The organism is Prescottella sp. GW823-FHT02E09, from assembly GCF_058797375.1.
In genome coordinates this window covers 426,076-451,927 of the sequence record NZ_JBXAJP010000005.1, presented here as the reverse complement: position 1 = coordinate 451,927, position 25,852 = coordinate 426,076, and the positions used below count along the sequence as shown (strand labels likewise).

The window sequence follows — 25,852 nt, the reverse complement described above, 5'->3', positions numbered from 1 at the left end:
CACGGTGGCGATCACGGTTTTCATTGCGGACGACCAGGCGATGGTGCGGCAGGGTTTCGGCGCGCTGCTCGGCGCTCAGCCGGACATCAGCGTCATCGGTGACGCGCCGGACGGGCGGGTCGCCGTCAGTGAGGTCAAGCGTCTGCGCCCCGACGTGGTGCTGATGGATGTGCGGATGCCGGAGATGAACGGTCTCGATGCGGCACGCGAAATCCTCTCCGCCGCAATGGAACATCCCGTTCGGGTGTTGATGCTCACGACGTTCGACATCGATGAGTACGTCTACGAGGCCCTCGGGTCGGGGGCGAGTGGGTTCATGCTCAAGGACGCCCCGGCAGAGGAGCTGATCCGGGCGGTGCGGGTGGTCGCGGCCGGCGAGGCGCTGCTCGCACCGAGCGTCACCCGCAGGCTCATCGCGGACGTCACCCGCCGACGCTCGGCGCCGCGGCCTCGCAGCACCCGACTCGAGTCGCTCACGCCGCGCGAGCGCGAGGTCCTCGAACTCATCGCCGCAGGGCTGTCGAACACCGAGATCGCCGAACGTCTGTTCGTTGCGGAGCAGACCGTCAAGACGCACGTCGGGAAGGTGCTCGCAAAGCTGTCGCTGCGGGACCGTGCGCAGGCCGTCGTCCTCGCCTACGAAACGGGACTGGTCACGCCCGGTTGATCGACTCGGCGTGCCTGATCGGCGCGGGCGCGGCAAGATGAGAAGGGACCGCTCTGCTCCGCGATGGCCGAGAGGGGCCGTGATGCGCATCGGAATCCTGACCGGGGGCGGCGACTGCCCCGGACTGAACGCCGTGATCCGCGCCGTCGTGCGCACAGCGGACGCGCGCTACGGCAGTGCCGTCGTCGGGTTCCTGGACGGCTGGCGCGGCCTGCTCGAGGATCGCAAGATGCAGATGCGCAACGAGGACCGCATCGACCGGATCCTCGCGCGCGGCGGCACCATCCTCGGCACCGCGCGGGTCAATCCGCAGAAACTGCACGACGGCCTCGACCGGATCAAACAGACCCTCGACGACAACGGCATCGACGTGCTCATCCCGATCGGCGGCGAGGGCACGCTCACCGCCGCGAGTTGGCTCGCCGACAGCGGTGTCCCCGTCGTGGGGGTGCCCAAGACGATCGACAACGACATCGACTGCACCGATGTCACGTTCGGGTTCGACACCGCGCTGACCATCGCCACCGACGCGATCGACCGGCTGCACACCACCGCCGAATCGCACCAGCGGGTGATGCTCGTCGAGGTGATGGGGCGGCACGCCGGCTGGATCGCGCTGCAGGCGGGAATGGCGTCCGGTGCGCACCTGACACTGGTACCGGAGGAGCCGTTCGACGTCGACGAGGTGTGCGCGCTGGTCAAGAAGCGCTTCCAGCGCGGCGACTCCCACTTCATCTGCGTCGTCGCGGAGGGCGCCTCGCCCGACCCGGCGTCGATGACGCTCCGGGAGGGCGGTATCGACGAGTTCGGGCACAAGATCTTCACCGGTGTCGCTCAGCAGCTGGCCGTCGAGATCGAACACCGGATCGGCAAGGAGGTGCGTACCACTGTGCTCGGGCACGTGCAGCGCGGTGGGACGCCGACGCCGTACGACCGGGTTCTCGCGACCCGGTTCGGGGTCCACGCGACGGACGCCGCGCACAGCAACCAGTTCGGTCAGATGGTGGCGCTGCACGGCACGAACATCGAGCTGGTGCCGCTGTCGGAGGCGACCAAACAGCTCAAGACCGTGCCCGTCGAGCGCTACCGGGAGGCGGCCGCATTCTTTGGGTGACCGGACGCATAAACTCATGACCATGACTGCCGCCGTGTCCGCTGACCTTCTCGACTATGACGCCGTCCTCGCGAAGTTCGAGCCCGTACTGGGCATGGAAGTGCACGTCGAGCTGCACACCAACACCAAGATGTTCTGCCCGTGCCCCACCGCGTTCGGTGCCGAGCCCAACACCCAGGTGTGCCCCGTGTGCCTCGGCATGCCCGGAGCGTTGCCGGTGGTCAATCAGGCTGCCGTCGAGTCCGCGATCCGCATCGGCCTCGCGCTGAACTGCTCGATCACCCCGTGGGGCCGCTTCGCGCGGAAGAACTACTTCTACCCGGACCAGCCGAAGAACTACCAGATCTCGCAGTACGACGAGCCCATCGCGACCGAGGGCTACCTCGACGTCGTGCTCGACGACGGCAGCACGTGGCGCGTCGACATCGAGCGCGCGCACATGGAGGAGGACACCGGAAAGTCGCTGCACGTCGGCGGCGCCACCGGTCGTATCCACGGCGCGAGCCACTCGCTGCTCGACTACAACCGCGCCGGGGTCCCGCTCGTGGAGATCGTCACCAAGCCCATCACCGGTGCGGGTGAGCGCGCGCCCGAGGTGGCCCGCGCGTACGTCGCCGCCCTGCGCGATCTGCTCGAGGCCCTCGACGTCTCCGACGTCCGGATGGACCAGGGCTCGCTGCGCTGCGACGCCAACGTCTCGCTGATGCCGATCGGCGCCGAGGTGTTCGGGACGCGCACCGAGACCAAGAACGTCAACTCGCTCAAGAGCGTCGAGGTCGCCGTCCGCTACGAGATGCGTCGTCAGGCCGCCGTTCTCACCTCCGGCGGCGAGATCATTCAGGAGACCCGGCACTTCCAGGAGACCGACGGCACCACGTCCGCCGGTCGCCGCAAGGAGACCGCCGAGGACTACCGCTACTTCCCCGAGCCGGACCTCGAGCCCGTCGCACCCGACGCCGCCTGGGTCGAGGAACTGCGCGGCACGCTGCCCGAGCTGCCGTGGCTGCGCCGCGCGCGCATCCAGCAGGAGTGGGGCGTCTCGGACGAGGAGATGCGCGACCTCGTGAACGCCGGCGCGCTCGACCTGGTGATCGCCACGACCGAGGCCGGTGCGCCCGCGTCCGACGCCCGCTCGTGGTGGGTCGCGTACCTGAGCCAGCAGGCCAACACCCGGGGCGTCGAGCTGACCGAACTGCCGATCAGCCCGGCCCAGGTCGCTCAGGTCATCGCCTTCGTCGCCGACGACAAGCTCACCAACAAGCTCGCCCGCAAGGTTGTCGACTACGTCCTCGACGGAGAGGGCGATCCGGACCAGATCCTCGCCGCGCACCCGGAGCTCGTGGTCGTGCGTGACGACAGCAAGCTGCAGGCAGCGGTCGACGAGGCCCTCGCCGCGAACCCCGACATCGCCGAGAAGATCCGCAGCGGCAAGGTCGCGGCGGCCGGCAAGATCGTCGGCGACGTGATGAAGGCGACTCGCGGGCAGGCCGATCCGGCCCGCGTCAAGGAGCTGGTCATCGCCGCGTGCAGCTGATGTAGCAGCTAATGTAGCGGCCCATGGACGCCGACGTCGCCACCTCACTGTTCTGGATCGCCGTCGCGGCCGTGGTCGCGCCGCTGATCGCGGGATCACTGCCGCGCAAGCTCGTGCCCGAGGTCGTGCTGCTGCTCGTCGCCGGGATCGTGATCGGTCCCTACGTCCTCGAACTCGCGGATGCCGGCAGTGAGATCGAGATGCTGCGGGAACTCGGTCTGGGCATGCTGTTCCTCCTCGCCGGCTACGAGGTGGATCGCAACGAGCTGACCGGCCGCGGCGGCCGGCGCGCACTCGTCACCTGGTTGGTGTGCCTGGCCGTCGCGTTCGGGATCGTCGCCGCGTTGGGTGCGGCGGGTCTGGTGCACTCCGAGATCGCCGTGGCGATCGCGTTGACGTCCACCGCTCTCGGCACGCTGCTGCCGATCCTCAAGGATCGCGGTCTCGTCGAGTCACCGGTCGGCAAGGCGGTGCTCAACCACGGCGCGGTCGGCGAGATCGGCCCGGTGATCGCGATGGCGGTACTGCTCGGTGCCCGCGGCGCGATCATGTCCCTCGTCGTGCTCGCGGCCTTCGCTGCGGTGGCGGTCGTCGTCGCGATGCTGCCGGCCCGGATCCTGCGCGAGGGCTCGGACCTGGTCGCAGTGATCCGGCGTGGCGCGGACACGACCGCGCAGACGACCGTTCGCCTGGTGATGCTCCTGCTGGTGGCGCTGATCGCGGTCGCGGCGGTGTTCGATCTCGACGTCATCCTCGGTGCCTTCGCGGCCGGGTTCATCCTGCGACGCGCGGTGCCCGACGGCAATGAGCAGCTCGAGTCGAAGCTCGAGGGCCTCGCGTTCGGGCTCCTCATCCCGATCTTCTTCATCACGTCCGGCATGGCGATCGACGTGTCCGCAGTAGCGAGCGAGCCGCTGGTCCTACTCGCCTTCCTCGGCCTGCTGCTGGTGGCGCGGGGTCTGCCGGTGTTCGTCGCCTCGCGCTACGACCGGGGACCGGCCGGCGCGAACTTCGACACCCGCGAGCAACTCCAGGTCGCGCTGTATTCGACCACGGGTCTGCCGCTCATCGTCGCGGTGACCGGCGTCGCGGTGGCGGCGGGCGAGATGTCCAACGCGACGGCGTCGATCCTCGTCGCGGCCGGCGCGATCACAGTACTGGTGCTACCCATGGTCGCGAGTGCGCTGGCACGCGACGACCGGGGCGAGCACCACGATCGGCGAGACCCGCAGCCGACCGGACCTGCGAGCGCGTGAGGGTCAGTCCGTTCCACCGCCGCCGCTCGGCAACGGAAGCTTGACGACACGATCGTCGGTGGGGCCGGGCTCCCCGCCGGACTTGTTCACCGTGGCCGCCCAGATCTCACCGGCGCCGCTGATCACCGTCCCACCGAGACGGCCGTAGAGCCTCTGCGCGAGCAGGGCGGGCGCCGACGTGACGGCACCGGTGTCCGGTTCGGTCGCCAGGACCGCCATCGCCTGCGCGTCCGTCAGCGCCACCGCGACCGCCCCTCGTGCGGCGGCACACCCGGCGACGCCCGGCTTGTCCGGCCACGTCCAGGCCGGCGCGCCGACTGTCCCGTCCGGTCGCACGCGCTGGATCCGATCCTCGAGCGCCGTACGGTCCGTGACCCACACGCCGCCACCGGGATCCGCACATACGTCGCCCGCCCGACCCAGCCCGGACAGTACGAGCGCGGGCCGAGGCGGATTCGGGGTCGAGGCGAGGGCGGTGACACGGAGCAGCTTCCCGGCGAGCGACGCGGGATCGGCTGCGGCCGCAGGATTGCCGGCGTCGCCGGTCAGGACCATCAACTCGCCGGGTGTCGAGAACGTCAGTGCGCCGGCGTTTCCGACGTCGCCGCGCGGAATGCCGGTCAGTACGTCCTTGGGGGTGTCCCCGGGCGTGATGCGGACGACCCGGTTGTCGCTGCCCGTCGTGATGTAGGCGTACAGAAGGCGGTCCTCGGTGAACGTGGGGGACAGGGCGATGTCGAGCAGGCCGCCGTCGGATCCGGAATCGACGGGAATCCTGGCGAACTCGGTCGGCTTCTCACCCTGCGCCACCCGCATGATGCGCCCGGTGCGACGCTCGGTCACCAAGGCGGCGCCGTCGGGCAGTGTCACCAGCCCGCCGGTCGCGTCCAGGCAGGTGGCGATGACATTGGGGTCGCGGTCGAAGCAGGGGTCGTTCGGCACCGACGGCTCGGGCACGGCCGACGAGGGAGCGGATGGCTCGCGAGGCTGGACCTCCGCACCCGAACCGAACGTCGGTTCGGGGGTGAAGGGCGACGATGCGGAGTCGTCGAACCGTGCGCATCCGGTGGCCGCCACCACCGCGATCGAACAGATGGCTGCTGCGGCCGCCCTTCGCACCTTCCGGCCCGGTACACCCTTCGTCATGGTGCAGACGTTACGGAAGGCTGGACGGGGTGCGCCACGCGGAGTTGTGTGACCGGCGCGCCGGGCCGCACTACCGGTCAAGCTTCTCGAACCGTCCTAGGCTGCAATTCGTGACTGACAAGTCGAAAGATCACACCGAGTCCGCCCCCGCGGGGTCTGCGCCGAGCCCGTTCGATCAGCCGACCGAGAGGTTCCCCGCGCAGTCCGTCGACCGTACAGGCCGACCGTTGCCGCACACCGACGACGACCTCGACTTCGACGACAGGGGTGCCTCGAGTCTGCCGACCGAGCAGATTCCCATGTTCCGTCCCGCGCCCGCGCCGACCGGGATCGAGGACCAGCCCACCGCCGTCATCCCGCGTGGCGATGCGACGGTGCCGACACCGACGCTGCCCCCGCCCGTCGCGTCCGAACCGATCGTGTCGGAACCGATCGTGTCCGAGCCGATCGGTGATGCGTCGACGGTCGCGGCCCCGGTCGCGGTCCCGCCGATGCCGAGTACGGAGGGCGGTGCCGACAACCGGCGCGGCACGCTGGATCTCGGTCTGCTCGTCCTGCGTCTCGCGGTCGGCGGCACGCTGCTCGCGCACGGCCTGCAGAAGCTCACCGGATGGTGGAACGGGCCGGGGCTGGGCGGCTACCGGGACATCCTGGTCGACTCCGGATTCGATCACGCGCGGGCTCTTGCGGTGGCCGGTGCGATCGGCGAGGTGGCCGGCGGTGTGCTGCTGATCCTCGGCCTGCTCACCCCGATCGCTGCCGCCACGGTGGTTGCGGTGATGATCAACGCGTGGTGCGTCAAGCAGTCGATGGTGCCCGGACTCGAATACTTCGCGCCCGACGGCATCGAGTACGAGACGGTGCTCGCCGCGGCCGCGGCCGCGATCATCCTGACCGGTCCGGGCCGGATCTCCCTGGACGGTCGGCGTAAATGGGCCACCCGCCCGTACGTCGGATCGACGGTGATCCTGATCCTCGGTGTCGCAGTGGGTGTCGGCGTGTGGATCCTCCTCAATGGGGCGAACCCCGTCATCTGACGCCACTGCCGCTCCGGTTCTGGTCGTGCCGCTCCTCCCATCGGGGGAGCGGCACGGCCGTTTCCGGAGCGGTGGCAGGGTTCAGCCGAACGCGCGCCGCAACCGTCGGACCACCTCCTCGGGTGTGCTCAGCTCCCGCCATCCCCATCGCGCGAGGCCGTATCCGGCCGAGCGGATACGGTCCTCGCTCAGCTTCTCCTCGATGATCGCCTGTTCGGTGCTCTGACCGGGGCGCAGATGGTCGGTGTACTTGCCGAGGCCGTCGAACTCGCCGACCGCACACGCATTCTCGAACCAGAAAGTCGACCCGGCCGATCCAGGAATCGCCGTCGAACAGGTCCCTTTGCGGTTCCGGCGCGGGCAGCCGAGCACGGTGGATCAGCACACGGCTGCGGGATTCGCCGACGCTCTCGCTACGACCGTCCATGAACCCGACGGCGCGCGCGGCCTGCGCCGCGCCCCATCGGCCGCGGCACCGGGCGAGAGCTTCGGCGAGGTCGGCGGACGTCACCGGACGACAGCGCGTGATCGCCTGCCACCACCGCGCTCTCGAACGGCGCCGCCCGCGCGAGGTCGACGATCGTCCGTCCGGGCACGGTGACCGGCACACCGTCCACGACGACGATGTCGTCGGCGGGCAGTCGTGCGACGTGCACGTGCCGACGAGTTGTGATCTTGCCGCCGGAGGCGAGCGGCGGGCCGTGCGCAGTTCGTGGTCCGTGAAGCCTTTTTCGAGTGCGTCGGACCGGAAGACCAGTGGTGTGCCGTCGAATTCCATGTGCCGAGCCTGCCGCCCGGCGTGAGGGCGAGGGCGCCCGATCCGCAATCTGTGGATGGATTTTCTCGGTATCCACAACCTGCCGCTCCGGAAACGGCTGTGCCGCGCCCCCGATCGGGGACGCGGCACAGCGAAAGGTGGAGCGGCGGGACGTCTTACGGCACGTGGCGGACGGCGCCCTTGTCGGCGGACGTGGCCAGGGCCGCGTAGGCACGCAGTGCGGTGGTGACCGAGCGCTGACGATCGACCGGCTGCCACGGCCGCTCGGACGCCTCCATCTTGGCGCGGCGCCGGGCGAGGGTCTCGTCGTCGACGAGGACCTCGAGCGTGCGGGTCGCGACGTCGATGCGGATCTGGTCGCCGTCCTCGACCAGGCCGATGACACCACCCGAGGCTGCCTCGGGGGAGATGTGTCCGATCGACAGGCCCGACGTGCCACCCGAGAAGCGCCCGTCGGTGATGAGCGCGCACACCTTGCCGAGACCGGCGCCCTTCAGGAACGCGGTGGGGTGCAGCATCTCCTGCATGCCCGGGCCGCCCTTGGGGCCCTCGTAGCGGACCACGATGACATCGCCCGGCTTGATCTGCTTCTGCAGGATCACCGAGACGGCCGCCTCCTGGGATTCGACGACGACGGCCGGGCCCTGGAACGAGAACAGTTCCTCGTCGATGCCGGCGGTCTTGAGGATCGCGCCGTCGACGGCGATGTTGCCGCGCAGCACACACAGGCCACCCTCGACGGTGTACGCGTGCTCGAGGTCGCGAATGCAGCCGCCCTCGGCGTCGGTGTCGAGCGAACTCCAGCGGTTGTTCGTCGAGAACGGCTCGGTGGTGCGCACGCCGCCCGGGGCCGCGTGGAACAGCTCGAGTGCCTCGTCGCTTGCCTTGCCGGAGCGGATGTCCCACGTGTCGAGCCACTCGTCGAAGCTCTTGGTGTGCACCGTCGAGACATCGGTCTCGAGCAGGCCAGCGCGACGCAGCTCACCGAGCAGGGCAGGGATGCCACCGGCGCGGTGCACGTCCTCCATGTGGTAGTCCGAGTTGGGGGAAACCTTCGACAGGCACGGCACCCGACGGCTGATCTCGTCGATGGTGCTCAGGTCGAAGTCGACCTCGCCCTCCTGCGCGGCGGCGAGGGTGTGCAGCACCGTGTTGGTGGAGCCGCCCATCGCGACGTCGAGGGCCATCGCGTTGCGGAACGCCTTGGGAGTGGCGATGTTCCGCGGCAGAACCGACTCGTCCTCGTCGCGGTAGTAGCGCAGTGCGGCCTCGACGACGGTGGTGCCGGCGCGGCTGAACAGGGCACGACGAGCCTCGTGGGTGGCCAGCGTGGAGCCGTTGCCGGGCAGGGCCAGGCCCAGTGCCTCGGTGAGGCAGTTCATCGAGTTCGCGGTGAACATGCCCGAGCACGAACCGCACGTGGGGCACGCGCTGCGCTCGACCTCGTCCAGACCCTCCTCGGACACCGAGTCGTTGGCGCTCGCCGAGATCGCGGTGATGAGGTCGGTGGGGGCCTGCGCGACGCCGCCGACGACGACGGCCTTGCCGGCCTCCATCGGGCCGCCGGAGACGAAGACCGTCGGGATGTTCAGGCGCATCGCGGCATTGAGCATGCCGGGGGTGATCTTGTCGCAGTTCGAGATGCAGACGAGGGCGTCGGCGGTGTGCGCGTTGGCCATGTATTCGACGGAGTCTGCGATGATCTCGCGGCTCGGCAGCGAGTAGAGCATGCCGCCGTGACCCATCGCGATGCCGTCGTCGACGGCGATGGTGTGGAACTCGCGCGGCACGCCACCGGCCGCGCGGACGGCTTCGGCGACGATCTCGCCGACGTCCTTCAGGTGAACGTGGCCGGGCACGAACTGCGTGTAGGAGTTCGCGATGGCGACGATCGGCTTACCGAAGTCGGAGTCGGTCATGCCGGTGGCGCGCCAGAGCGAGCGCGCTCCGGCAGCGTTGCGTCCGACGGTGGTGGTGCGTGACCTCAACGGGGGCATGGGCGAATTCCTTCGTCGATCAGCGGTTCTCGGCGGCGGGCTGTGCTCGCCGAGCGCGGCGTAATACGTGAACTGGTGGGCCCGTGAAGGTGCTGGTCGCTGGACCCGATTTCGGCTGTTACGGCAGCCTCGTCATCTCCGGTGGGAGCGAGAGACATCCTGGTTGGACGCTACTCCCGCGCGTGAGCTAGTCGGTATTCGGCTCCGACTCGTCGGCGGACTCTTGCTTCGTGGACCCCGGAGTATCCGTCGCCGAGTCGGCGTCGTCGGCCTTCGCGGCTTCGGCGCGCGACTTCTGCGCCTGTGCCTCGCGGGCGGCGGCGTACGGATCCGTGACGCGACCGCCACTCGCCGATGCGAGCTGGGGCAGCCGCCCGAACGTCACGGTCGGAAGCGACACCTCGTTGCCGTCGAGCAGTTCGGCGCGCGCCCAGCCACGCTTGGGGAAGCGGAAGCCCTTGATCTGATCCCACGATATGGACTGCGTGGAGAAGGCTCGCCGCAGCTCGAGGCCGTCCGGGCCGACGATGGTCCGCACGCGCAGGACCCACGCCCCGATCAGGAACGGGATCACCAGGGTCCAGCCGAACGCGGCCGGCCATCCGAGGATCGGGAAGCTCAGGCAGAACAGCAGGAAGAGGCATGCGATCAGCGCAAGCGGGGAAATTCGGATGACCTGTCGGCCGTCCGTGGGCGTATGGGATGATGGCACCGGTGGCACGGGCTGCTGAGGAGATGACACCTCTACATCTTCGCACTGCAGCCGAGGCATCTTACATTCTGGGACAGCACACTCACCAAAGTTGACTGTCTACCATTGACGCGCCTACCGTCGAGCGCGTGAAGCAGAATGAGTTGCTCGTAATCGGCCGGCGCGTCGTCGCCTGAGCCGGTTGTTGCAACTCGCCAGATAACGACGCGCCACCCTCGTACAGCGGATGCTGACGAGGGTTTTTTGTTGCCCGGAGCCAGAATCAGAGGACTTTCCAGTGAGCGCACCAACCGCACGGCCTCAACCCACGCCGCGCAAGTCGGGAGCAGCCGGCCCGACCGCGGGAGACAGCAGGGCCGCCGCTACTCCGACCGGTAACCGTCGTCAGGTCGCCCCCGAGCGGGTCACCGGCGCGCAGTCCGTGGTCCGCGCCCTCGAGGAACTCGAGGTCGACACCGTGTTCGGTATCCCGGGTGGTGCCGTTCTGCCGGTGTACGACCCGCTCTTCGATTCGAAGAAGGTTCGCCACGTCCTGGTGCGTCACGAGCAGGGCGCGGGTCATGCCGCGACCGGTTACGCACAGGCCACCGGCAAGGTCGGCGTCTGCATGGCCACGTCCGGTCCGGGTGCGACCAATCTGGTGACGCCGCTCGCGGACGCTCAGATGGACTCGGTCCCGGTCGTCGCGATCACCGGCCAGGTCGGTCGGGGCCTGATCGGCACGGACGCATTCCAGGAAGCCGACATCTCGGGCATCACGATGCCGATCACCAAGCACAATTTCCTCATCACCGACGGGGTCGACATCCCGCGGATCCTGGCGGAGGCGTTCTACCTCGCGTCGAGTGGCCGACCCGGCGCGGTCCTCGTCGACATCCCCAAGGACATCCTGCAGGCGCAGACCACGTTCTCGTGGCCGCCGGAGATGCACCTGCCGGGCTATCGGCCGGTGACCAAGCCGCACGGCAAGCAGGTTCGCGAGGCTGCGCGGCTCATCGCCGACGCCAAGTCCCCGGTCCTGTACGTCGGCGGTGGCGTGATCAAGGCCGAGGCGTCCGCCGAGCTGCTCGAACTGGCTGAGCTCACCGGCATTCCGGTCGTCACCACGCTGATGGCCCGCGGCGCGTTCCCGGACAGCCACCAGCTCAACTGCGGCATGCCGGGCATGCACGGCACGGTCGCCGCTGTCGCCGCGCTGCAGAAGAGTGATCTGCTGATCACCCTCGGCGCCCGGTTCGACGACCGCGTCACCGGCCAGCTCGACTCGTTCGCACCCGACGCCAAGGTCATCCACGCGGACATCGACCCTGCGGAGATCGGCAAGAACCGCCACGCCGACGTCCCGATCGTGGGCGACTGCAAGGAGGTCGTCACCGAGCTGATCGAGGCGATCCGCGCCGACCAGGCGACGGGTACCACCCTCGATCTCACCGAGTGGTGGGCGTACCTCGACGGCATCCGCCGCACCTACCCGCTGGCGTACGACCGTCCGGCGGACGGCGCGCTGTCGCCCGAGTACGTGATCCAGGCCGTCGGCCGGCTCGCGGGCCCGGACGCGATCTACTGTGCCGGCGTCGGCCAGCACCAGATGTGGGCGGCGCAGTTCGTCAACTACGAGAAGCCGCGCACCTGGCTCAACTCGGGTGGCCTGGGCACGATGGGCTACGCCGTGCCCGCGGCGATGGGCGCCAAGATGGGCATGCCGGACCGTGAGGTCTGGGCCATCGACGGTGACGGCTGCTTCCAGATGACCAACCAGGAGCTGGCCACGTGCGCCGTCGAGGGCGTGCCGATCAAGGTCGCGCTCGTCAACAACGGCAACCTGGGCATGGTCCGCCAGTGGCAGACCCTGTTCTACGACGAGCGCTACTCCAACACGAACCTGGGCACCCATGGCGCCGTGCGGATCCCGGACTTCGTGAAGCTGGCCGAGGCGCTCGGCTGCGTCGGCATCCGGGTCGAGCGCGAGGAGGACGTCGAGGACGCGATCCGCACCGCGCAGTCGATCAACGACAAGCCCGTCGTCATCGACTTCATCGTGGGCGCCGACGCCCAGGTGTGGCCGATGGTGGCCGCCGGCACCAGCAATGACGAGATCATGGCGGCCCGGGGCATCCGGCCGCTGTTCGACGATGACGAGGCTGCGGACGACCCCGCAACCATTCACGAGGCCATGCAGGAAGGCGCCGCGCGTGAGCAGGCTGCCACCGCGGCCGCTGCCGGAGAGGATCGCAAGTGAGCACCAGCCACACCCTCAGTGTTCTCGTCGAGGACAAGCCGGGCGTGCTGGCCCGTGTCGCCGCACTCTTCTCCCGCCGGGGATTCAACATCGAGTCGCTCGCCGTGGGCGGCACCGAGGTTCCCGACATCTCGCGCATGACGATCGTCGTGACGGTCGACGAGTTCCCGCTCGAGCAGGTGACCAAGCAGCTCAACAAGCTGGTCAACGTCATCAAGATTGTCGAGCAGGACACCGAGGCCTCGGTGGCACGTGAGCTGATCCTGATCAAGGTGCGCGCGGACGCCAGCGTGCGCACGCAGGTCATCGAGACGGTGAACCTGTTCCGCGCCAAGGTGATCGACGTCGCGCCCGAGGCCGTCACGATCGAGGCCACGGGCACCCGCTCCAAGCTCGATGCGCTCCTGCGCATGCTCGATCCGTTCGGCATCCGCGAGATCGTGCAGTCCGGTGTGGTGGCGGTCGGCCGTGGGCCGAAGTCCATCACGGCCACCCGCTAGTACCGTCACACCCGACAACAACAGACAATCAAGCGTTCATAGAACCCAGAGGGAAGGTAAGAACTGTGGCAGTCGAGATGTTCTACGACGACGATGCAGACCTGTCGATCATCCAGGGCCGCAAGGTCGCGGTCATCGGCTACGGCAGCCAGGGCCACGCGCACTCGCTGAGCCTGCGCGATTCCGGTGTCGATGTGCGCATCGGCCTCAAGGAGGGTTCGAAGTCCCGCGCCAAGGCGGAGGAGCAGGGCCTGACCGTGGGCACGCCGGCCGAGGTTGCCGAGTGGGCCGACGTCATCATGGTGCTCGCCCCCGACACCGCTCAGGCGTCGATCTTCAAGAACGACATCGAGCCGAACCTGAAGGACGGCGACGCGCTGTTCTTCGGCCACGGCCTCAACATCCACTTCGACCTGATCAAGGCTCCGGAGAACGTCACGGTGGGCATGGTCGCCCCCAAGGGCCCCGGCCACCTCGTGCGCCGTCAGTTCGTCGACGGCAAGGGCGTCCCGGCCCTGATCGCCATCCACCAGGACCCGAAGGGTGAGGGCCAGGCGCTGGCTCTGTCCTACGCCAAGGGCATCGGTGGCACCCGCGCCGGCGTCATCAAGACCACGTTCAAGGAAGAGACCGAGACGGACCTCTTCGGCGAGCAGGCCGTGCTCTGCGGCGGCACCGAGGAACTGGTCAAGACCGGTTTCGAGGTCATGGTCGAGGCCGGCTACGCGCCCGAGATGGCGTACTTCGAGGTGCTGCACGAGCTCAAGCTCATCGTCGACCTCATGTACGAGGGTGGCATCGCCCGCATGAACTACTCGGTGTCCGACACCGCCGAGTTCGGCGGCTACCTGTCCGGCCCCCGCGTCATCGACGCCGGCACCAAGGAGCGCATGAAGGCGATCCTGGCCGACATCCAGTCGGGTGAGTTCACCCGTCGCCTCGTCGCCAACGTCGAGAACGGCAACACCGAGCTCGAGGGCCTGCGCAAGGCCAACGCCGAGCACCCCATCGAGGTCACCGGCAAGAAGCTGCGCGACCTGATGAGCTGGGTCGATCGTCCGATCACCGAGACGGCCTGATCCACAGCCGACAGTTTCGGCCCGAGGCCGTGCGTTCCGTGCGCACGGCCTCGGGCCGAAGTCGTTTCCGGATTGTGGCGTGGATCTCCGAAATGCTTCCCTCGGGTGTCCACTATGTGGTAGCCGATACCCGCCCTGCGGAATCGCTGCGCCGCGCCAACTAAACTGATCCCGACTACGGCCGTCCGTGCGCGCCCTCGAGGCGCCCGGCCGTGGACATCTGCTCGACCTGATCCAGCCCGCACCCAACACAGGAGAGTTCCTCGTGAGCCAGAATGGCCGTCCCGTTGTCCTGATCGCCGACAAGCTCGCACAATCGACCGTCGATGCGCTCGGTGACGGTGTCGAGGTGCGCTGGGTGGACGGTCCCGACCGTCCCGCTCTGCTCGCGGCTGTGCCCGAGGCCGACGCGTTGCTCGTCCGTTCCGCCACCACGGTCGACGCCGAGGTTCTCGCCGCCGCGACGAAGCTGAAGATCGTCGGCCGCGCCGGCGTCGGCCTCGACAACGTAGACATCCCGGCCGCCACCGAGCGCGGCGTGATGGTCGTCAACGCGCCGACCTCCAACATCCACTCGGCCGCCGAGCACGCCGTCTCGCTGCTGCTGTCGACCGCGCGCCAGATTCCGGCCGCCGACCGCACGCTGCGCGAGAAGACATGGAAGCGTTCGAGCTTCAACGGCACCGAGATTCTCGGCAAGACCGTCGGCGTCGTCGGCCTGGGTCGTATCGGCCAGCTGTTCGCGCAGCGCCTCGCCGCGTTCGAGACCGAGATCATCGCGTACGACCCCTACCTGCCGGCCGCTCGCGCCGCGCAGCTGGGCATCGAACTGGTCGACATCGACCAGCTGGTCGAGCGCGCCGACTTCATCTCGGTGCACCTGCCCAAGACCAAGGAGACCGCAGGCCTCCTCAACGCCGAGCGCCTGGCCAAGACCAAGGACGGCGTCATCATCGTCAACGCCGCCCGCGGTGGCCTGATCGACGAGGACGCGCTGTACGACGCGCTCGTCTCCGGCAAGGTCCGCGCCGCCGGCCTCGACGTGTTCAACACCGAGCCGTGCACCGACTCCAAGCTGTTCGACCTCGACAATGTCGTCGTCACCCCGCACCTCGGCGCCTCCACCTCGGAGGCCCAGGACCGCGCCGGCACCGACGTCGCCAAGAGCGTTCTGCTGGCGCTGGCCGGCGAGTTCGTGCCGGACGCCGTCAACGTCTCCGGCGGTCCGGTCGGCGAAGAGGTCGCACCGTGGCTCGAGCTGGTCCGCAAGCTGGGTCTGCTCGCCGGGACCCTGTCGCCCGAGGCCGTCCAGAACGTCCAGGTCGTCGTCAGCGGTGAGCTGTCCGCCGAGAACGTCGAGATCCTGGGCCTGGCCGCGCTGCGTGGCCTGTTCTCGGCCAGCAGCGACGAGGCCGTCACGTTCGTCAACGCCCCGCAGCTCGCCGAGCAGCGCGGTGTGAGCGTCGATGTCGAGAAGCACAGCGAGGCACAGTCGCACCGCAGCGCCGTCGAGGTTCGCGCGGTTGCCGCCGACGGCACCGTCACCGCCGTCGCGGGCGCGCTGACCGGCCTGCAGCAGGTCGAGAAGATCGTCAACGTCAACGGCCGCAGCTTCGACCTGCGCGCCGAGGGCCACAACATCGTCGTGCACTACGCGGACCGCCCGGGCGTTCTGGGCGTGCTCGGCACGGTGCTCGGCAACGCCGGCATCGACATCCAGGCCGCCGCGCTGAGCCAGGACGTCGAGGGCGAGGGCGCCACGGTCATCCTGCGCGTGAACCGTGTCGTCGGTGACGCCGAGGTCGCACAGATCGTGGAGCAGCTCGACGCCCGCGTCGCGCAGGTCGACCTGTCCTGATCCTCCCCATCCGCATCCGGTGGCCGCGATCGTCGAGGACGGTCGCGGCCACCGTCGGATTTCCAGTTGAAAGTGAGTGTGTCCATGAAGCTTGCGGTCATCCCCGGTGACGGCATCGGTGTCGAGGTCACGGCGGAAGCGCTGAAGGTGCTGCGGAAGCTGGTACCCGATGTGGAGACCACCGAGTTCGACCTCGGTGCCAAGCGCTACAACGAGACCGGCGACCTGCTGCCGGAGGCCGAGCTCGACGCGATCCGTCAGCACGACGCGATCCTGCTCGGCGCCATCGGCGATCCGCGGTTCGTCGCGCCGGGCATCCTCGAGCGCGGCCTGCTGCTGAACATGCGGTTCCTGCTCGATCACCACGTGAACCTGCGTCCGGCCCGCACCTACCCGGGTTCGAACTCGCCGCTCGCCGCGAATCCGGACATCGACTTCATCGTGGTCCGTGAGGGCACCGAGGGCCCGTACACCGGCAACGGCGGTTCGATCCGTGTCGGCACCCCGCACGAGGTGGCCACCGAGGTCTCGGTCAACACGTGGTTCGGTGCCGAGCGCGTCGTGCGTGCGGCGTACGAACTGGCGCAGACCCGCCGCAAGCACCTGACGCTCATCCACAAGACCAACGTGCTCTCCAACGCGGGCCGCATCTGGACCCGCGCGATGGAGACCATCGGAGCCGAGTACCCGGATGTCGAGACGGCCTACTGCCACATCGATGCGGCGACCATCTACATGGTCACCGATCCGACCCGCTTCGACGTGATCGTCACCGACAACCTGTTCGGCGACATCATCACCGACCTCGCGGGCGCGGTCACCGGTGGTATCGGTCTGGCTGCGAGCGGCAACATCGATGCGTCGGGCACGAATCCGTCGATGTTCGAGCCCGTCCACGGTTCCGCACCCGACATCGCCGGTCAGGGCATCGCCGATCCCACCGCGGCGATCCTGTCGGCCGCGATGCTGCTGCGTCACCTGGGTCGTGAGGACGACGCCGCCCGCATCGAGGCTGCCGTCGAGGCCGATCTGGCCGCGCGCGGCGATGCCCCGATCGTCACCGCCGAGGTCGGCGACCGGATCGCCGCCGCCGTCTAGGCATTTCGAACAGTCCGAACGACGCGACCGCCGACCGAATCCGGCCGGCGGTCGCGTCGTTTCGTTCTGCTGCGGGTCAACGACGCTCGGGTTGATCCCCGGGAACCAGGGGCGCCGCCACGAGGGGGAACAGGGCGGTGACCGCGAATGCGACCGGGAAGCTCACCGCCGCGATCAGCCCGCCGAAGAGCGGCGGCACCAACGACGCCGCCAGATACTGGCTCGTGTTCTGGGCGCCGAGCGCACGTCCGCTCCAGTACGGTCCGGCGATCTCCGCGACGGCGGTGAACGCCAACCCGTTGTCCGCCACCGTGATCACCGACGCCACGACCAGCAGGGCCACGGACACGGGGGAGTCCAGCCAATCGGTCAGCGCCAGCGCACCCATCGAGATCGCGGCCGCGACGGCGACCCAGCGCAGTGGGCGCATCCGGCTCCCGACGCGGTCCGACAGGGCACCGGCCGCGATACGTCCTGCGGCTCCGAGCAATTGGGTGACGGTGATCAGCAGGCCAGCGGACGCCGCGGACCAGTCCCGGTCCGTCATCAACCACAGCAACGCGAAGGTCCACACCAGGTACTGCGGAACCACCAGCAGCACCGAGACGCCGTGAATCCGCCACAGCACACCCGAGTTCCGGTACGGGTTGTCCAGCAAGCCGGTCTCCCGCGCGGCCGAGCGTTCCGGCCGGGGTGGATCGACGACGAACAGGCAGGCGACCGCAGCGACGAACGTCACAGCGGTGGGCAGCACCAATGCCCAACCGACTCCGTGGGATTCGGCGACCCGGGGAACCGTCAGCGCAGCCACCGCGACTCCCAGGGGCAAGGCCATCTGGCGGATCCCCATCGCGAGTCCACGTCGCTGCGGTGGGAACCACCCGACCACGACGCGGCCGCTCGCGGCATTGGCGCTCGACGCGGCCATTCCGCCGATCAGCAGGAAGACGCCGAGCATCGTGAACGACGAGCTGAGCGCGGCGCCCGCGCTCGCCAGTGCGGTAGCGGCCATGCCGACCACCAGGACCCGGCGTTCGCCGACACGATCGACGACGGCGCCCCAGGCCATCAGACTGACGAGGAAACCGACCGTCGGCGCGGCCACCACGAGTCCGGCCCGCGAGAGGTCCATCCCGTGAGTGTCCTGCAGCGTGGGCAGCAGGAACGCCGGCGCATTCGAGAACACCGCACCCGCGGCCTGCGCCAGCACGCCCAGTCCCAGCATCGACCAGCGCTTGGCCGACTTCGCCGAACTCACCCGAACTTCCCTGCCTACCGTCGTGTCCATGATGCCATCCCAATATGTGAAATGAATGTCCTACAATGTGGATACACTTCGGGAGTGTAGACCCCGCTGCGTGGCCGGCGCGACGGGTACGCCGGAACGACACGATGTGACTCGATAGACTCGGGCACATGCGCCTTGGTCGAATTGCCAGTCCCGATGGAGTTGCCTTCGTGTCGATCGAGGGGGAGGGTGACGCGCAGATCGCGAAGGAGATCGCCGAACACCCCTTCGGCACACCGACTTTCACTGGCCGCAGCTGGCCACTGGCGGACGTTCGCCTGCTGGCGCCGATCCTGGCGAGCAAGGTGATCTGCATCGGCAAGAACTACGCGGCGCACGCGGCCGAGATGGGCGGCGAGGCGCCGCAGGATCCCGTCATCTTCATCAAGCCCAACACGTCGATCGTCGGCCCGGGCGCACCGATCCTGCTGCCGCCGTCATCGAACGAGGTCCACTACGAGGGGGAGCTCGCGGTCGTCATCGGTCGTCCCTGCAAGGACGTCCCCGCGGCGAAGGCGCTCGACGTGGTCCTCGGCTACACCGTCGCGAACGACGTCACGGCGCGCGACCAGCAGCGCCACGACGGCCAATGGACGCGGGCCAAGGGCTACGACACGTTCTGTCCGCTGGGACCGTGGATCGAGACGAACCTCGACGTTTCGGACGTCGAGGTCAGGACCGAGGTCGACGGTGAGATCAAGCAGCGCAGCCGCACTTCGCTGCTGCTCCACGACATCCCGAAGGTCATCGAGTGGATCTCCGGTGTCATGACGCTGCTGCCGGGTGACGTGATCCTCACCGGCACCCCCGAGGGTGTCGGACCGATCGTCGACGGCCAGACGGTCAGCGTCACGGTCGAGGGGATCGGCACACTGACCAATCCGGTTGCCGCCAAGCGCTGATCGGATTGCGATCCGGGTGTGCACGAAACCGGCGCGGTACTAGCCTGTAGGGGTCCTTTCCCAGCGCCTAGCAGCGTCTAGCAGTGTCTATCCGAAGTGAGCCATGACCACCAGCGAAGTACGCGTCCGTTTCTGTCCGTCACCCACCGGCACCCCGCACGTGGGCCTCGTTCGAACCGCCCTGTTCAACTGGGCCTTCGCTCGGCACCACGGTGGCACGTTCGTGTTCCGCATCGAGGACACCGATGCCGCCCGCGACACGGAGGAGTCGTACCAGGCGATCCTCGATGCGCTGCGCTGGCTCGGCCTGTCATGGGACGAGGGGCCCGAGGTCGGCGGCCCGTACGAGCCGTACCGGCAGTCGCAGCGGCGTGACCTGCACCTCGACGTCGTGCGCAAGCTGCTCGACGCGGGGGAGGCGTACGAGTCGTTCTCGACGCCCGAGGAGGTCGAGGCGCGGCACAAGGCGGCCGGACGGGATCCCAAGCTGGGCTACGACAACTTCGATCGCGACCTCACTCCCGAGCAGCGTCAGGCGTACCTGGAGGAGGGGCGTAAGCCGGTCGTCCGCCTGCGCATGCCGAACCATGATCTGACGTGGAACGACCTGGTGCGCGGCGAGACCACGTTCAAGGCCGGCACGGTGCCCGACTTCGCGCTCACGCGTGGCAACGGCATCCCGCTGTACACGCTCGTGAATCCGGTCGACGACGCGTTGATGAAGATCACACACGTTCTGCGCGGCGAGGACCTGCTGTCGTCCACGCCGCGTCAGTTGGCGCTCTACGAGGCTCTCCAGCGCGTCGGCGTCGCCGACTTCACTCCGGAGTTCGGACACCTGCCGTTCGTCATGGGGCAGGGCAACAAGAAGCTGTCCAAGCGCGACCCCGAGTCGAATCTGTTCATCCATCGGGATCGTGGCTTCATTCCGGAGGGTCTGCTCAACTACCTGGCTCTGCTCGGGTGGAGCATCGCCGACGACCACGACGTCTTCTCGCTCGACGAGATGGTCGCCGCGTTCGACATCTCCAAGGTGAACTCGAATCCCGCGCGTTTCGACCAGAAGAAGGCCGACGCGATCAATGCCGAGCACATCCGTCTGCTCGAGCCGGCGGACTTCGCGGCGCGGCTGCGTCAGTACCTCACGACGCACGGGCATCCCGTCGACGCATTGACCGAAGAGCAGTTCGCTGTCGCGGCCGACCTGGTGCAGACGCGCATCGTCGTGCTGTCGGACGCGTGGGACCTGCTGAAGTTCCTGCTCGTGTCCGACGCCGACTTCGCGATCGACCCCGCCGCTGCGGCCAAGAACCTGGGTGCGGACGCGGCGCCCGTTCTCGACGCCACGATCGAGGCACTCGACGCGCTGCCGACCTGGGCGACGGCAGACCTCGAGGAGGTTCTGAAGGCGGCGCTGATCGAGAAGCTCGAGCTCAAGCCGCGCAAGGCGTTCGCACCGGTGCGTGTGGCGTTGACGGGATCGCACATCAGCCCGCCGCTGTACGAATCGATGGAACTGCTGGGTCGGGACAAGACCCTCGCCCGTCTGCGGTCTGCGCGCGCACTGATCGCCTGAGCCCCACCTCGCGCAGGGTCACGTACTTCGGCCCGCACCGGATCCTTCCGGGCGGGCCGAAGGGTGTCCAAGGGTTGCTCGGGCGTGATTTACCGCCACTGACCTGCCGATTTGTAGTTCGGAGGAGGGTTGGTGCTAATCTTCTTCTCGGTTCGGAACGGAGGCCACGACGCCCGCAGGGCAGGTCGAAGGAACAAACCATTGGGGTATGGTGTAATTGGCAACACAGCTGATTCTGGTTCAGCCATTCTAGGTTCGAGTCCTGGTACCCCAGCGGAAGTTCGGAGACTGAAAAGTCCCCGAGCTTCGGTGAGTTCGACTCGCCGAGCTTCCACTATTGACACTGCGAATTGTGTTGCTTCGCAGTCATAGCAATACAGCGTTTCGATGCAAGTTCTCGGCCCCGTCGTCTAGCGGCCTAGGACGCCGCCCTCTCAAGGCGGTAGCGCGGGTTCGAATCCCGTCGGGGCTACCACGGAAACGCCCTCCGTTCAGCGGAGGGTTTTTCTACGGAAGCGAGCTTGCAGATCAACGTGAAGTCCTGGCCCCGTCGTCTAGCGGCCTAGGACGCCGCCCTCTCAAGGCGGTAGCGCGGGTTCGAATCCCGTCGGGGCTACAACGAAATACCCTCCGATCATCATGATCGGAGGGTATTTCTCTTTTCAGGGCCTTACAGATTCTCGCCGCTATCCGCTCTTCCGGCGGAACTCGCGCTTGTGCTCGGCACTGCCGTGCGCGTCGTGCACCTTCGACTGTCCGTCCAGGTGCGCTGCGGAACTCGACTGTTGATGATTCTTGCGATCGAGTGCTTCGCGGAACTTGCGCTTGATCTCGTCGTTCCGGGGTTCGCTCACGTCGTCCTCCTCCCTGCCTCGGTGGTGACTCGTCTGTCGGAATCTACCGCCGAGGAAGGGGTGACGTCGCGTGGTTTTCCCGAACCCCCGCTACAGGTACGCGGCGGTCGATCCGCCGACGGGCATCGCGGGCAGGCCGAGCTTGCGGTGATCCCACGAACGGATCCGGTCCGGGACCACGCGGACGGCGACGCGCTTGTGCAGCATCATCTCCACCGCCGGCTTGACGTCCTCGGAGTAGGGGCCGGTGTAGCGCTCCCAGATGCTGATGCCGACCTTGAACAGGGCCTCCGGATCGTCGACGATCTCGGCCCGGCCCTCGATCGAGACACCTCGCAACGTGTCGTACGTGTCGCCGTCCTCGATCATCATCGTGAGTCGATCGTCGCGTCGGAGATTGACGGCCTTCTGGGACTTGCCCTTCGTCTCGAACCACAATTCACCGTCGATCACCGCGTACCACATGGCTACGAGATGCGGCATGCCGTTCGGTCCGATGGTCGCTATGGTCGACACCCGGCTCCGCTCGACGAACTCGGTGATCTCGACATCCGTCATCGTGATCTGACCGCGTTGGTTGGTTCCCACAGCAGTTCCTCCACTCGGCTGGAATTCGTTCTGGCGAGAACTGTGCCACGGATCACTCGGGAAGCATCCGAGTGGGGTGCGTCATGGAGTCAGAGGCGCTTGTGCAACGCGTCCGCGGCTGCCAGGAGGTCGGCGGCCCACCGTGCCCCCGGGCGGCGACCCATCCGGTCGATCGGCCCGGACACGGAGATCGCTGCGACGACGTTGCCGGCGGCATCCCGGACCGGCGCGGCGACACTTGCGACGCCCGGCTCGCGCTCTGCCGCGCTCTGCGCCCAACCGCGTCGGCGCACCTCCACGAGGACGCGTTCACCGAACGAGGCGTCGGGCAGGATCGCGCGCTGCGTCTGGGGGTCCGCCCATGCGAGAAGGACCTTGGCGCCCGAGCCGGCCGTCATCGGCAGCCGCGCGCCCACGAGCACGGTGTCGCGCAGGCCGGTGGGGGGCTCCATCGAGGCGATGCACACTCGGTGGGTGCCTTCGCGTCGATACAACTGCACACTCTCGCCCGTGATCTCACGCAGCCGCGGCAGCACGAGGGTGGCGGCGTCGACGAGGGTGTCGCGGGCGCTCGCGGCGAGCTCGGCCAGCCCCGGGCCCGTGCACCACAGTCCGTCCGCGTCGCGAGTGAGGAGTCGATGTACTTCGAGCCCGACAGCGAGGCGGTGGGCGGTGGCGCGGGGGAGTCCCGTCCGATTGCACAGTTCGGTGAGGCTGCAAGGTTGTTCGGCCACTGCATGCAGGACGCCCATTGCTTTGTCGAGCACTCCGATGCCGCTATGCTGTCTCATAGGTCGATACTCCGTTCTCGCATATTGGGATCATAGCCGATTTCACGAGGACCGGTTCGACACATCACGCGACACGGGCCGGCCCTGAAGCCCGGCGGCGCGACATCCGGATACAGAGGTGGAGAAGATGGCGAACAGAGGACGCACTCTGGCCGAGAAGGTGTGGGACGAGCACGTTGTCGTGCGCGGCGAAGGTGAGGGCGCGGCGCGGCAGCCGGACCTCATCTACATCGACCTGCATCTCGTTCACGAGGTCACCAGCCCGCAGGCGTTCGACGGGCTCCGGCTCGCGGGCCGCCCGTTGCGTCGGCCGGACCTGACGATCGCCACCGAGGACCACAACGTCCCGACGGTCGACATCGACAAGCCCATCGCCGACCCGGTCTCCCGCACGCAGGTCGACACCCTGCGGAAGAACTGTGAGGAGTTCGGCGTCCGCCTGCACCCGATGGGTGATCTCGACCAGGGCATCGTGCACGTGGTCGGCCCGCAGCTGGGCCTGACCCAGCCCGGCATGACCGTCGTGTGTGGTGACAGCCACACCTCGACGCACGGCGCTTTCGGTGCTCTCGCAATGGGAATCGGTACCAGTGAGGTCGAGCACGTCATGGCGACGCAGACATTGTCACTGCGTCCGTTCAAGACGATGGCGATCACGGTGGACGGCGAGCTGCCGGCCGGTGTCACGAGCAAGGACCTCATCCTCGCGGTGATCGCGAAGATCGGTACCGGTGGGGGACAGGGGTATGTCCTCGAGTACCGCGGCGAGGCCATCCGGCAGCTGTCGATGGATGCCCGGATGACGATCTGCAACATGTCGATCGAGGCCGGCGCTCGCGCCGGAATGATCGCGCCCGACGAGATCACCTACGAATTCATCAAGGGCCGCCCGCACGCGCCGCAGGGTGCCGACTGGGATGCTGCGGTGGCCGCCTGGGAACAGCTGAAGACGGACGACGACGCCGTTTTCGACGCCGAGGTGCACATCGACGCGGCCTCGCTGACCCCGTTCGTCACCTGGGGCACCAACCCCGGACAGGGCGCTCCGCTGGGAGATTCGGTGCCGAACCCGGCCGAGATCGCCGACGAGAGCGCGCGCAACGCGGCGGAGAAGGCGCTGGCGTACATGGGTCTCGAGGCCGGGACTCCGCTGCGGGATGTGTCAGTGGACACCGTCTTCGTCGGCTCGTGCACCAACGGTCGCATCGAGGATCTCCGCGCCGTCGCGGATGTCCTGAAGGGCCGTCGGGTCGCCGAGGGCGTCCGGATGCTGATCGTCCCCGGCTCGATGCGCGTGCGCGCACAGGCCGAACAGGAGGGCCTGGGGGAGATCTTCACCACTGCGGGCGCAGAGTGGCGTCAGGCCGGATGTTCGATGTGCCTGGGTATGAATCCCGATCAGCTCGCCCCCGGTGAGCGCTCCGCGTCGACGTCCAACCGCAATTTCGAAGGCCGCCAAGGCAAGGGCGGGCGTACGCACCTCGTCTCGCCGGCCGTGGCCGCGGCCACGGCTGTTCGGGGCACGCTGTCGGCACCGGCAGATCTGGCATAGGGCGCAAGGGAACTAGGAGAAAATCGATGGAAGCCTTTACCACTCATAAGGGAATCGGTGTTCCGCTGCGCCGGTCCAACGTGGACACCGATCAGATCATCCCCGCGGTGTACCTGAAGCGGGTGACCCGCAGCGGTTTCGAGGACGGGCTCTTCGCGGCCTGGCGCACCGATCCGGACTTCATTCTCAACACCGCGCCGTACGACAAGGGCAGCGTCCTGGTCGCCGGGCCGGACTTCGGGACGGGGTCGTCCCGTGAGCATGCTGTGTGGGCGTTGTCGGACTACGGTTTCCGCGTCGTCATCGCGTCCCGGTTCGCGGACATCTTCCGGGGCAACGCCGGCAAGGCCGGTCTGTTGGCGGCGCAGGTCGATCAGAGCGACGTGGAGTTGCTCTGGAAGCTGCTCGACGAGCAGCCCGGTCTCGAGTTGGTGGTCGACCTCGAGAAGAAGACCGTGACCGCTGGAACGACGGTGGTGCCGTTCGAGATTGATGACTACACGCGGTGGCGTCTCCTGGAGGGCCTGGACGACATCGGGCTGACGTTGCGCCAGGTAGAGGCGATTTCCGAGTTCGAAAAGTCAAGGCCTTCTTGGAAACCTGAGACGCTTCCCGCTCGCGTCGCGAAGGACATTTGACACAATCGGATTGCACGCCGGCCCCCCGATCTAGCACAGATCGGGGGGCCGCGCTTGATGAGAATTGGCGTGGCACATAGACTCTTGCCGATTTCGGGTTTACCGTAGTTCGTAGTCGGTCCGACGGTGGACCATTAGTTTGCGGAGGAATTTCCATGAACAAGGCAGAGCTCATCGATGTTCTGACCGAGAAACTGGGTTCGGACAGGCGTACCGCCACCGAGGCCGTCGAGCATGTCGTCGACACCATCGTGCGCGCCGTGCACGCCGGTGAGAGCGTCACCATCACCGGTTTCGGTGTTTTCGAGCAGCGTCGCCGCGCGGCACGTGTTGCTCGTAACCCGCGCACGGGTGAGACGGTCAAGGTCAAGCCGACCTCGGTTCCGGCTTTCCGTCCGGGTGCACAGTTCAAGGCGCTCATCGCCGGTGGCCAGAAGCTTCCCTCCTCGGGCCCGGCCGTCAAGCGTGGCGCTGCTGAGCCGGTGAAGAAGGCGGCCAAGAAGACTGCGGCCAAGAAGACCGCAGCCAAGAAGACCGTGGCGAAGAAGACTGCGGCCAAGGCTCCGGCCAAGACCGTGGCGAAGAAGACTGCGGCCAAGGCTCCGGCCAAGACCGTGGCGAAGAAGACTGCGGCCAAGGCTCCGGCCA

24 protein-coding genes and 3 tRNA genes are annotated in these 25,852 nt (G+C 67.9%); 18 read left to right on the top strand and 9 right to left on the bottom strand.

Annotation, left to right across the window (positions count from 1 at the left end):
• Nucleotides 1-4 precede the first annotated feature (4 nt).
• From AC1RIF_RS15645 to AC1RIF_RS15630, 4 genes are all read left to right on the top strand, one after another.
• Complete coding sequence (locus tag AC1RIF_RS15645) at nt 5-667, top strand: response regulator (RefSeq protein WP_492602253.1); 663 nt, start codon at nt 5-7, stop codon at nt 665-667.
• Between the two features lie 82 nt (nt 668-749).
• On the top strand, nt 750-1,781 hold the full coding sequence (locus AC1RIF_RS15640) for an ATP-dependent 6-phosphofructokinase (protein ID WP_492602252.1): 1,032 nt from the start codon (nt 750-752) through the stop codon (nt 1,779-1,781).
• Between the two features lie 22 nt (nt 1,782-1,803).
• Entirely contained in the window at nt 1,804-3,315 is a 1,512-nt protein-coding gene (gatB, locus tag AC1RIF_RS15635) for an Asp-tRNA(Asn)/Glu-tRNA(Gln) amidotransferase subunit GatB (protein ID WP_492602251.1), read from the top strand.
• Between the two features lie 23 nt (nt 3,316-3,338).
• Complete coding sequence (locus AC1RIF_RS15630; protein ID WP_492602250.1) at nt 3,339-4,571, top strand: cation:proton antiporter; 1,233 nt, start codon at nt 3,339-3,341, stop codon at nt 4,569-4,571.
• Between the two features lie 3 nt (nt 4,572-4,574).
• Here AC1RIF_RS15630 and AC1RIF_RS15625 read toward each other — a convergent pair whose 3' ends face one another.
• Nucleotides 4,575-5,717: a PQQ-dependent sugar dehydrogenase gene (locus AC1RIF_RS15625; protein ID WP_492602249.1), complete on the bottom strand. Its 1,143-nt coding sequence runs from the start codon at nt 5,715-5,717 to the stop codon at nt 4,575-4,577.
• A gap of 110 nt (nt 5,718-5,827) precedes the next feature.
• On the opposite strand from AC1RIF_RS15625, the gene AC1RIF_RS15620 reads away from it, so the two are divergent.
• Nucleotides 5,828-6,754 (top strand): DoxX family protein, encoded by a 927-nt coding sequence (locus AC1RIF_RS15620; RefSeq protein ID WP_492602248.1) that lies wholly within the window; start codon nt 5,828-5,830, stop codon nt 6,752-6,754.
• Nucleotides 6,755-6,835: 81 nt separating this feature from the next.
• Here the strand turns inward: AC1RIF_RS15620 and AC1RIF_RS15615 are convergent, their stop codons facing one another.
• The 4 genes from AC1RIF_RS15615 to AC1RIF_RS15600 form a co-directional block, all read right to left on the bottom strand.
• Nucleotides 6,836-7,126, bottom strand: a complete 291-nt coding sequence (locus AC1RIF_RS15615; RefSeq protein ID WP_492602247.1) for a hypothetical protein — start codon at nt 7,124-7,126, stop codon at nt 6,836-6,838.
• 41 nt (nt 7,127-7,167) lie between these two features.
• The gene (locus AC1RIF_RS15610) at nt 7,168-7,410 is read right to left on the bottom strand and encodes a type IV toxin-antitoxin system AbiEi family antitoxin (RefSeq protein WP_492602246.1); all 243 of its coding nucleotides are present in this window, start codon (nt 7,408-7,410) and stop codon (nt 7,168-7,170) included.
• Between the two features lie 277 nt (nt 7,411-7,687).
• Entirely contained in the window at nt 7,688-9,529 is a 1,842-nt protein-coding gene (gene ilvD / locus AC1RIF_RS15605) for a dihydroxy-acid dehydratase (protein ID WP_492602245.1), read from the bottom strand.
• Between the two features lie 187 nt (nt 9,530-9,716).
• Nucleotides 9,717-10,250, bottom strand: a complete 534-nt coding sequence (locus AC1RIF_RS15600) for a PH domain-containing protein (RefSeq protein WP_492602378.1) — start codon at nt 10,248-10,250, stop codon at nt 9,717-9,719.
• Between the two features lie 268 nt (nt 10,251-10,518).
• Here AC1RIF_RS15600 and AC1RIF_RS15595 point away from each other — a divergent pair, with 268 nt between their 5' ends.
• The 5 genes from AC1RIF_RS15595 to AC1RIF_RS15575 all read left to right on the top strand — a co-directional run bounded on the left by AC1RIF_RS15595 (nt 10,519) and on the right by AC1RIF_RS15575 (nt 17,015).
• Nucleotides 10,519-12,480: an acetolactate synthase large subunit gene (locus tag AC1RIF_RS15595; protein WP_492602244.1), complete on the top strand. Its 1,962-nt coding sequence runs from the start codon at nt 10,519-10,521 to the stop codon at nt 12,478-12,480.
• A complete protein-coding gene (ilvN, locus tag AC1RIF_RS15590) occupies nt 12,477-12,980 on the top strand; it encodes an acetolactate synthase small subunit (RefSeq protein ID WP_031938961.1) in 504 nt (167 codons plus the stop codon). Before AC1RIF_RS15595 ends, ilvN begins: the two co-directional genes overlap by 4 nt.
• Nucleotides 12,981-13,045: 65 nt before the next feature.
• A complete protein-coding gene (ilvC, locus tag AC1RIF_RS15585) occupies nt 13,046-14,059 on the top strand; it encodes a ketol-acid reductoisomerase (protein ID WP_511710361.1) in 1,014 nt (337 codons plus the stop codon).
• Nucleotides 14,060-14,324: 265 nt separating this feature from the next.
• Nucleotides 14,325-15,917, top strand: a complete 1,593-nt coding sequence (gene serA, locus AC1RIF_RS15580; RefSeq protein ID WP_492602243.1) for a phosphoglycerate dehydrogenase — start codon at nt 14,325-14,327, stop codon at nt 15,915-15,917.
• A gap of 84 nt (nt 15,918-16,001) precedes the next feature.
• Nucleotides 16,002-17,015, top strand: coding sequence for a 3-isopropylmalate dehydrogenase (locus AC1RIF_RS15575; RefSeq protein ID WP_492602242.1), 1,014 nt, complete (start codon nt 16,002-16,004; stop codon nt 17,013-17,015).
• Nucleotides 17,016-17,091: 76 nt separating this feature from the next.
• Here AC1RIF_RS15575 and AC1RIF_RS15570 read toward each other — a convergent pair whose 3' ends face one another.
• Entirely contained in the window at nt 17,092-18,303 is a 1,212-nt protein-coding gene (locus AC1RIF_RS15570) for an MFS transporter (protein WP_492602241.1), read from the bottom strand.
• A 128-nt stretch (nt 18,304-18,431) separates the two neighbouring features.
• Here AC1RIF_RS15570 and AC1RIF_RS15565 point away from each other — a divergent pair, with 128 nt between their 5' ends.
• The 5 genes from AC1RIF_RS15565 (at nt 18,432) to AC1RIF_RS15545 (ending at nt 21,397) form a co-directional block, all read left to right on the top strand.
• Entirely contained in the window at nt 18,432-19,205 is a 774-nt protein-coding gene (locus AC1RIF_RS15565; protein ID WP_492602240.1) for a fumarylacetoacetate hydrolase family protein, read from the top strand.
• A 103-nt stretch (nt 19,206-19,308) separates the two neighbouring features.
• Nucleotides 19,309-20,781 carry a glutamate--tRNA ligase gene (gene gltX / locus AC1RIF_RS15560; protein ID WP_492602239.1) on the top strand — a complete coding sequence of 491 codons (1,473 nt, stop codon included), beginning with the start codon at nt 19,309-19,311 and terminating at the stop codon, nt 20,779-20,781.
• Nucleotides 20,782-20,983: 202 nt separating this feature from the next.
• Nucleotides 20,984-21,055: transfer RNA gene (locus tag AC1RIF_RS15555), tRNA-Gln, on the top strand.
• Nucleotides 21,056-21,180: 125 nt separating this feature from the next.
• Nucleotides 21,181-21,256: transfer RNA gene (locus AC1RIF_RS15550), tRNA-Glu, on the top strand.
• A 68-nt stretch (nt 21,257-21,324) separates the two neighbouring features.
• Nucleotides 21,325-21,397: transfer RNA gene (locus tag AC1RIF_RS15545), tRNA-Glu, on the top strand.
• A 70-nt stretch (nt 21,398-21,467) separates the two neighbouring features.
• On the opposite strand, the gene AC1RIF_RS15540 is transcribed toward AC1RIF_RS15545, so the two are convergent.
• The 3 genes from AC1RIF_RS15540 to AC1RIF_RS15530 form a co-directional block, all read right to left on the bottom strand.
• Nucleotides 21,468-21,635, bottom strand: coding sequence for a DUF5302 domain-containing protein (locus tag AC1RIF_RS15540; RefSeq protein WP_429519874.1), 168 nt, complete (start codon nt 21,633-21,635; stop codon nt 21,468-21,470).
• Nucleotides 21,636-21,725: 90 nt separating this feature from the next.
• Entirely contained in the window at nt 21,726-22,223 is a 498-nt protein-coding gene (locus AC1RIF_RS15535) for a PPOX class F420-dependent oxidoreductase (RefSeq protein WP_492602238.1), read from the bottom strand.
• An 89-nt stretch (nt 22,224-22,312) separates the two neighbouring features.
• Nucleotides 22,313-23,014: an IclR family transcriptional regulator gene (locus tag AC1RIF_RS15530; protein WP_492602237.1), complete on the bottom strand. Its 702-nt coding sequence runs from the start codon at nt 23,012-23,014 to the stop codon at nt 22,313-22,315.
• A gap of 118 nt (nt 23,015-23,132) precedes the next feature.
• Here AC1RIF_RS15530 and leuC point away from each other — a divergent pair, with 118 nt between their 5' ends.
• The 3 genes from leuC to AC1RIF_RS15515 form a co-directional block, all read left to right on the top strand.
• On the top strand, nt 23,133-24,566 hold the full coding sequence (leuC, locus tag AC1RIF_RS15525) for a 3-isopropylmalate dehydratase large subunit (RefSeq protein ID WP_492602236.1): 1,434 nt from the start codon (nt 23,133-23,135) through the stop codon (nt 24,564-24,566).
• 26 nt (nt 24,567-24,592) lie between these two features.
• Nucleotides 24,593-25,204 carry a 3-isopropylmalate dehydratase small subunit gene (gene leuD, locus AC1RIF_RS15520; protein WP_492602235.1) on the top strand — a complete coding sequence of 204 codons (612 nt, stop codon included), beginning with the start codon at nt 24,593-24,595 and terminating at the stop codon, nt 25,202-25,204.
• 155 nt (nt 25,205-25,359) lie between these two features.
• A partial coding sequence (locus AC1RIF_RS15515) for an HU family DNA-binding protein (protein ID WP_492602234.1) occupies nt 25,360-25,852 on the top strand: 493 nt, incomplete at its 3' end.

Bases quoted from the DNA above. Each gene is read 5' to 3' on its own strand.
- AC1RIF_RS15640 (WP_492602252.1), top strand. From the start codon at position 750: ATGCGCATCGGAATCCTGACCGGGGGCGGCGACTGCCCCGGACTGAAC.
- gatB (WP_492602251.1), top strand. From the start codon at position 1,804: ATGACTGCCGCCGTGTCCGCTGACCTTCTCGACTATGACGCCGTCCTC.
- AC1RIF_RS15630 (WP_492602250.1), top strand. From the start codon at position 3,339: ATGGACGCCGACGTCGCCACCTCACTGTTCTGGATCGCCGTCGCGGCC.
- AC1RIF_RS15625 (WP_492602249.1), bottom strand. From the start codon at position 5,717: ATGACGAAGGGTGTACCGGGCCGGAAGGTGCGAAGGGCGGCCGCAGCA.
- ilvD (WP_492602245.1), bottom strand. From the start codon at position 9,529: ATGCCCCCGTTGAGGTCACGCACCACCACCGTCGGACGCAACGCTGCC.
- AC1RIF_RS15575 (WP_492602242.1), top strand. From the start codon at position 16,002: ATGAAGCTTGCGGTCATCCCCGGTGACGGCATCGGTGTCGAGGTCACG.
- AC1RIF_RS15570 (WP_492602241.1), bottom strand. From the start codon at position 18,303: ATGGACACGACGGTAGGCAGGGAAGTTCGGGTGAGTTCGGCGAAGTCG.
- AC1RIF_RS15565 (WP_492602240.1), top strand. From the start codon at position 18,432: ATGCGCCTTGGTCGAATTGCCAGTCCCGATGGAGTTGCCTTCGTGTCG.
- gltX (WP_492602239.1), top strand. From the start codon at position 19,309: ATGACCACCAGCGAAGTACGCGTCCGTTTCTGTCCGTCACCCACCGGC.
- AC1RIF_RS15530 (WP_492602237.1), bottom strand. From the start codon at position 23,014: ATGAGACAGCATAGCGGCATCGGAGTGCTCGACAAAGCAATGGGCGTC.
- leuD (WP_492602235.1), top strand. From the start codon at position 24,593: ATGGAAGCCTTTACCACTCATAAGGGAATCGGTGTTCCGCTGCGCCGG.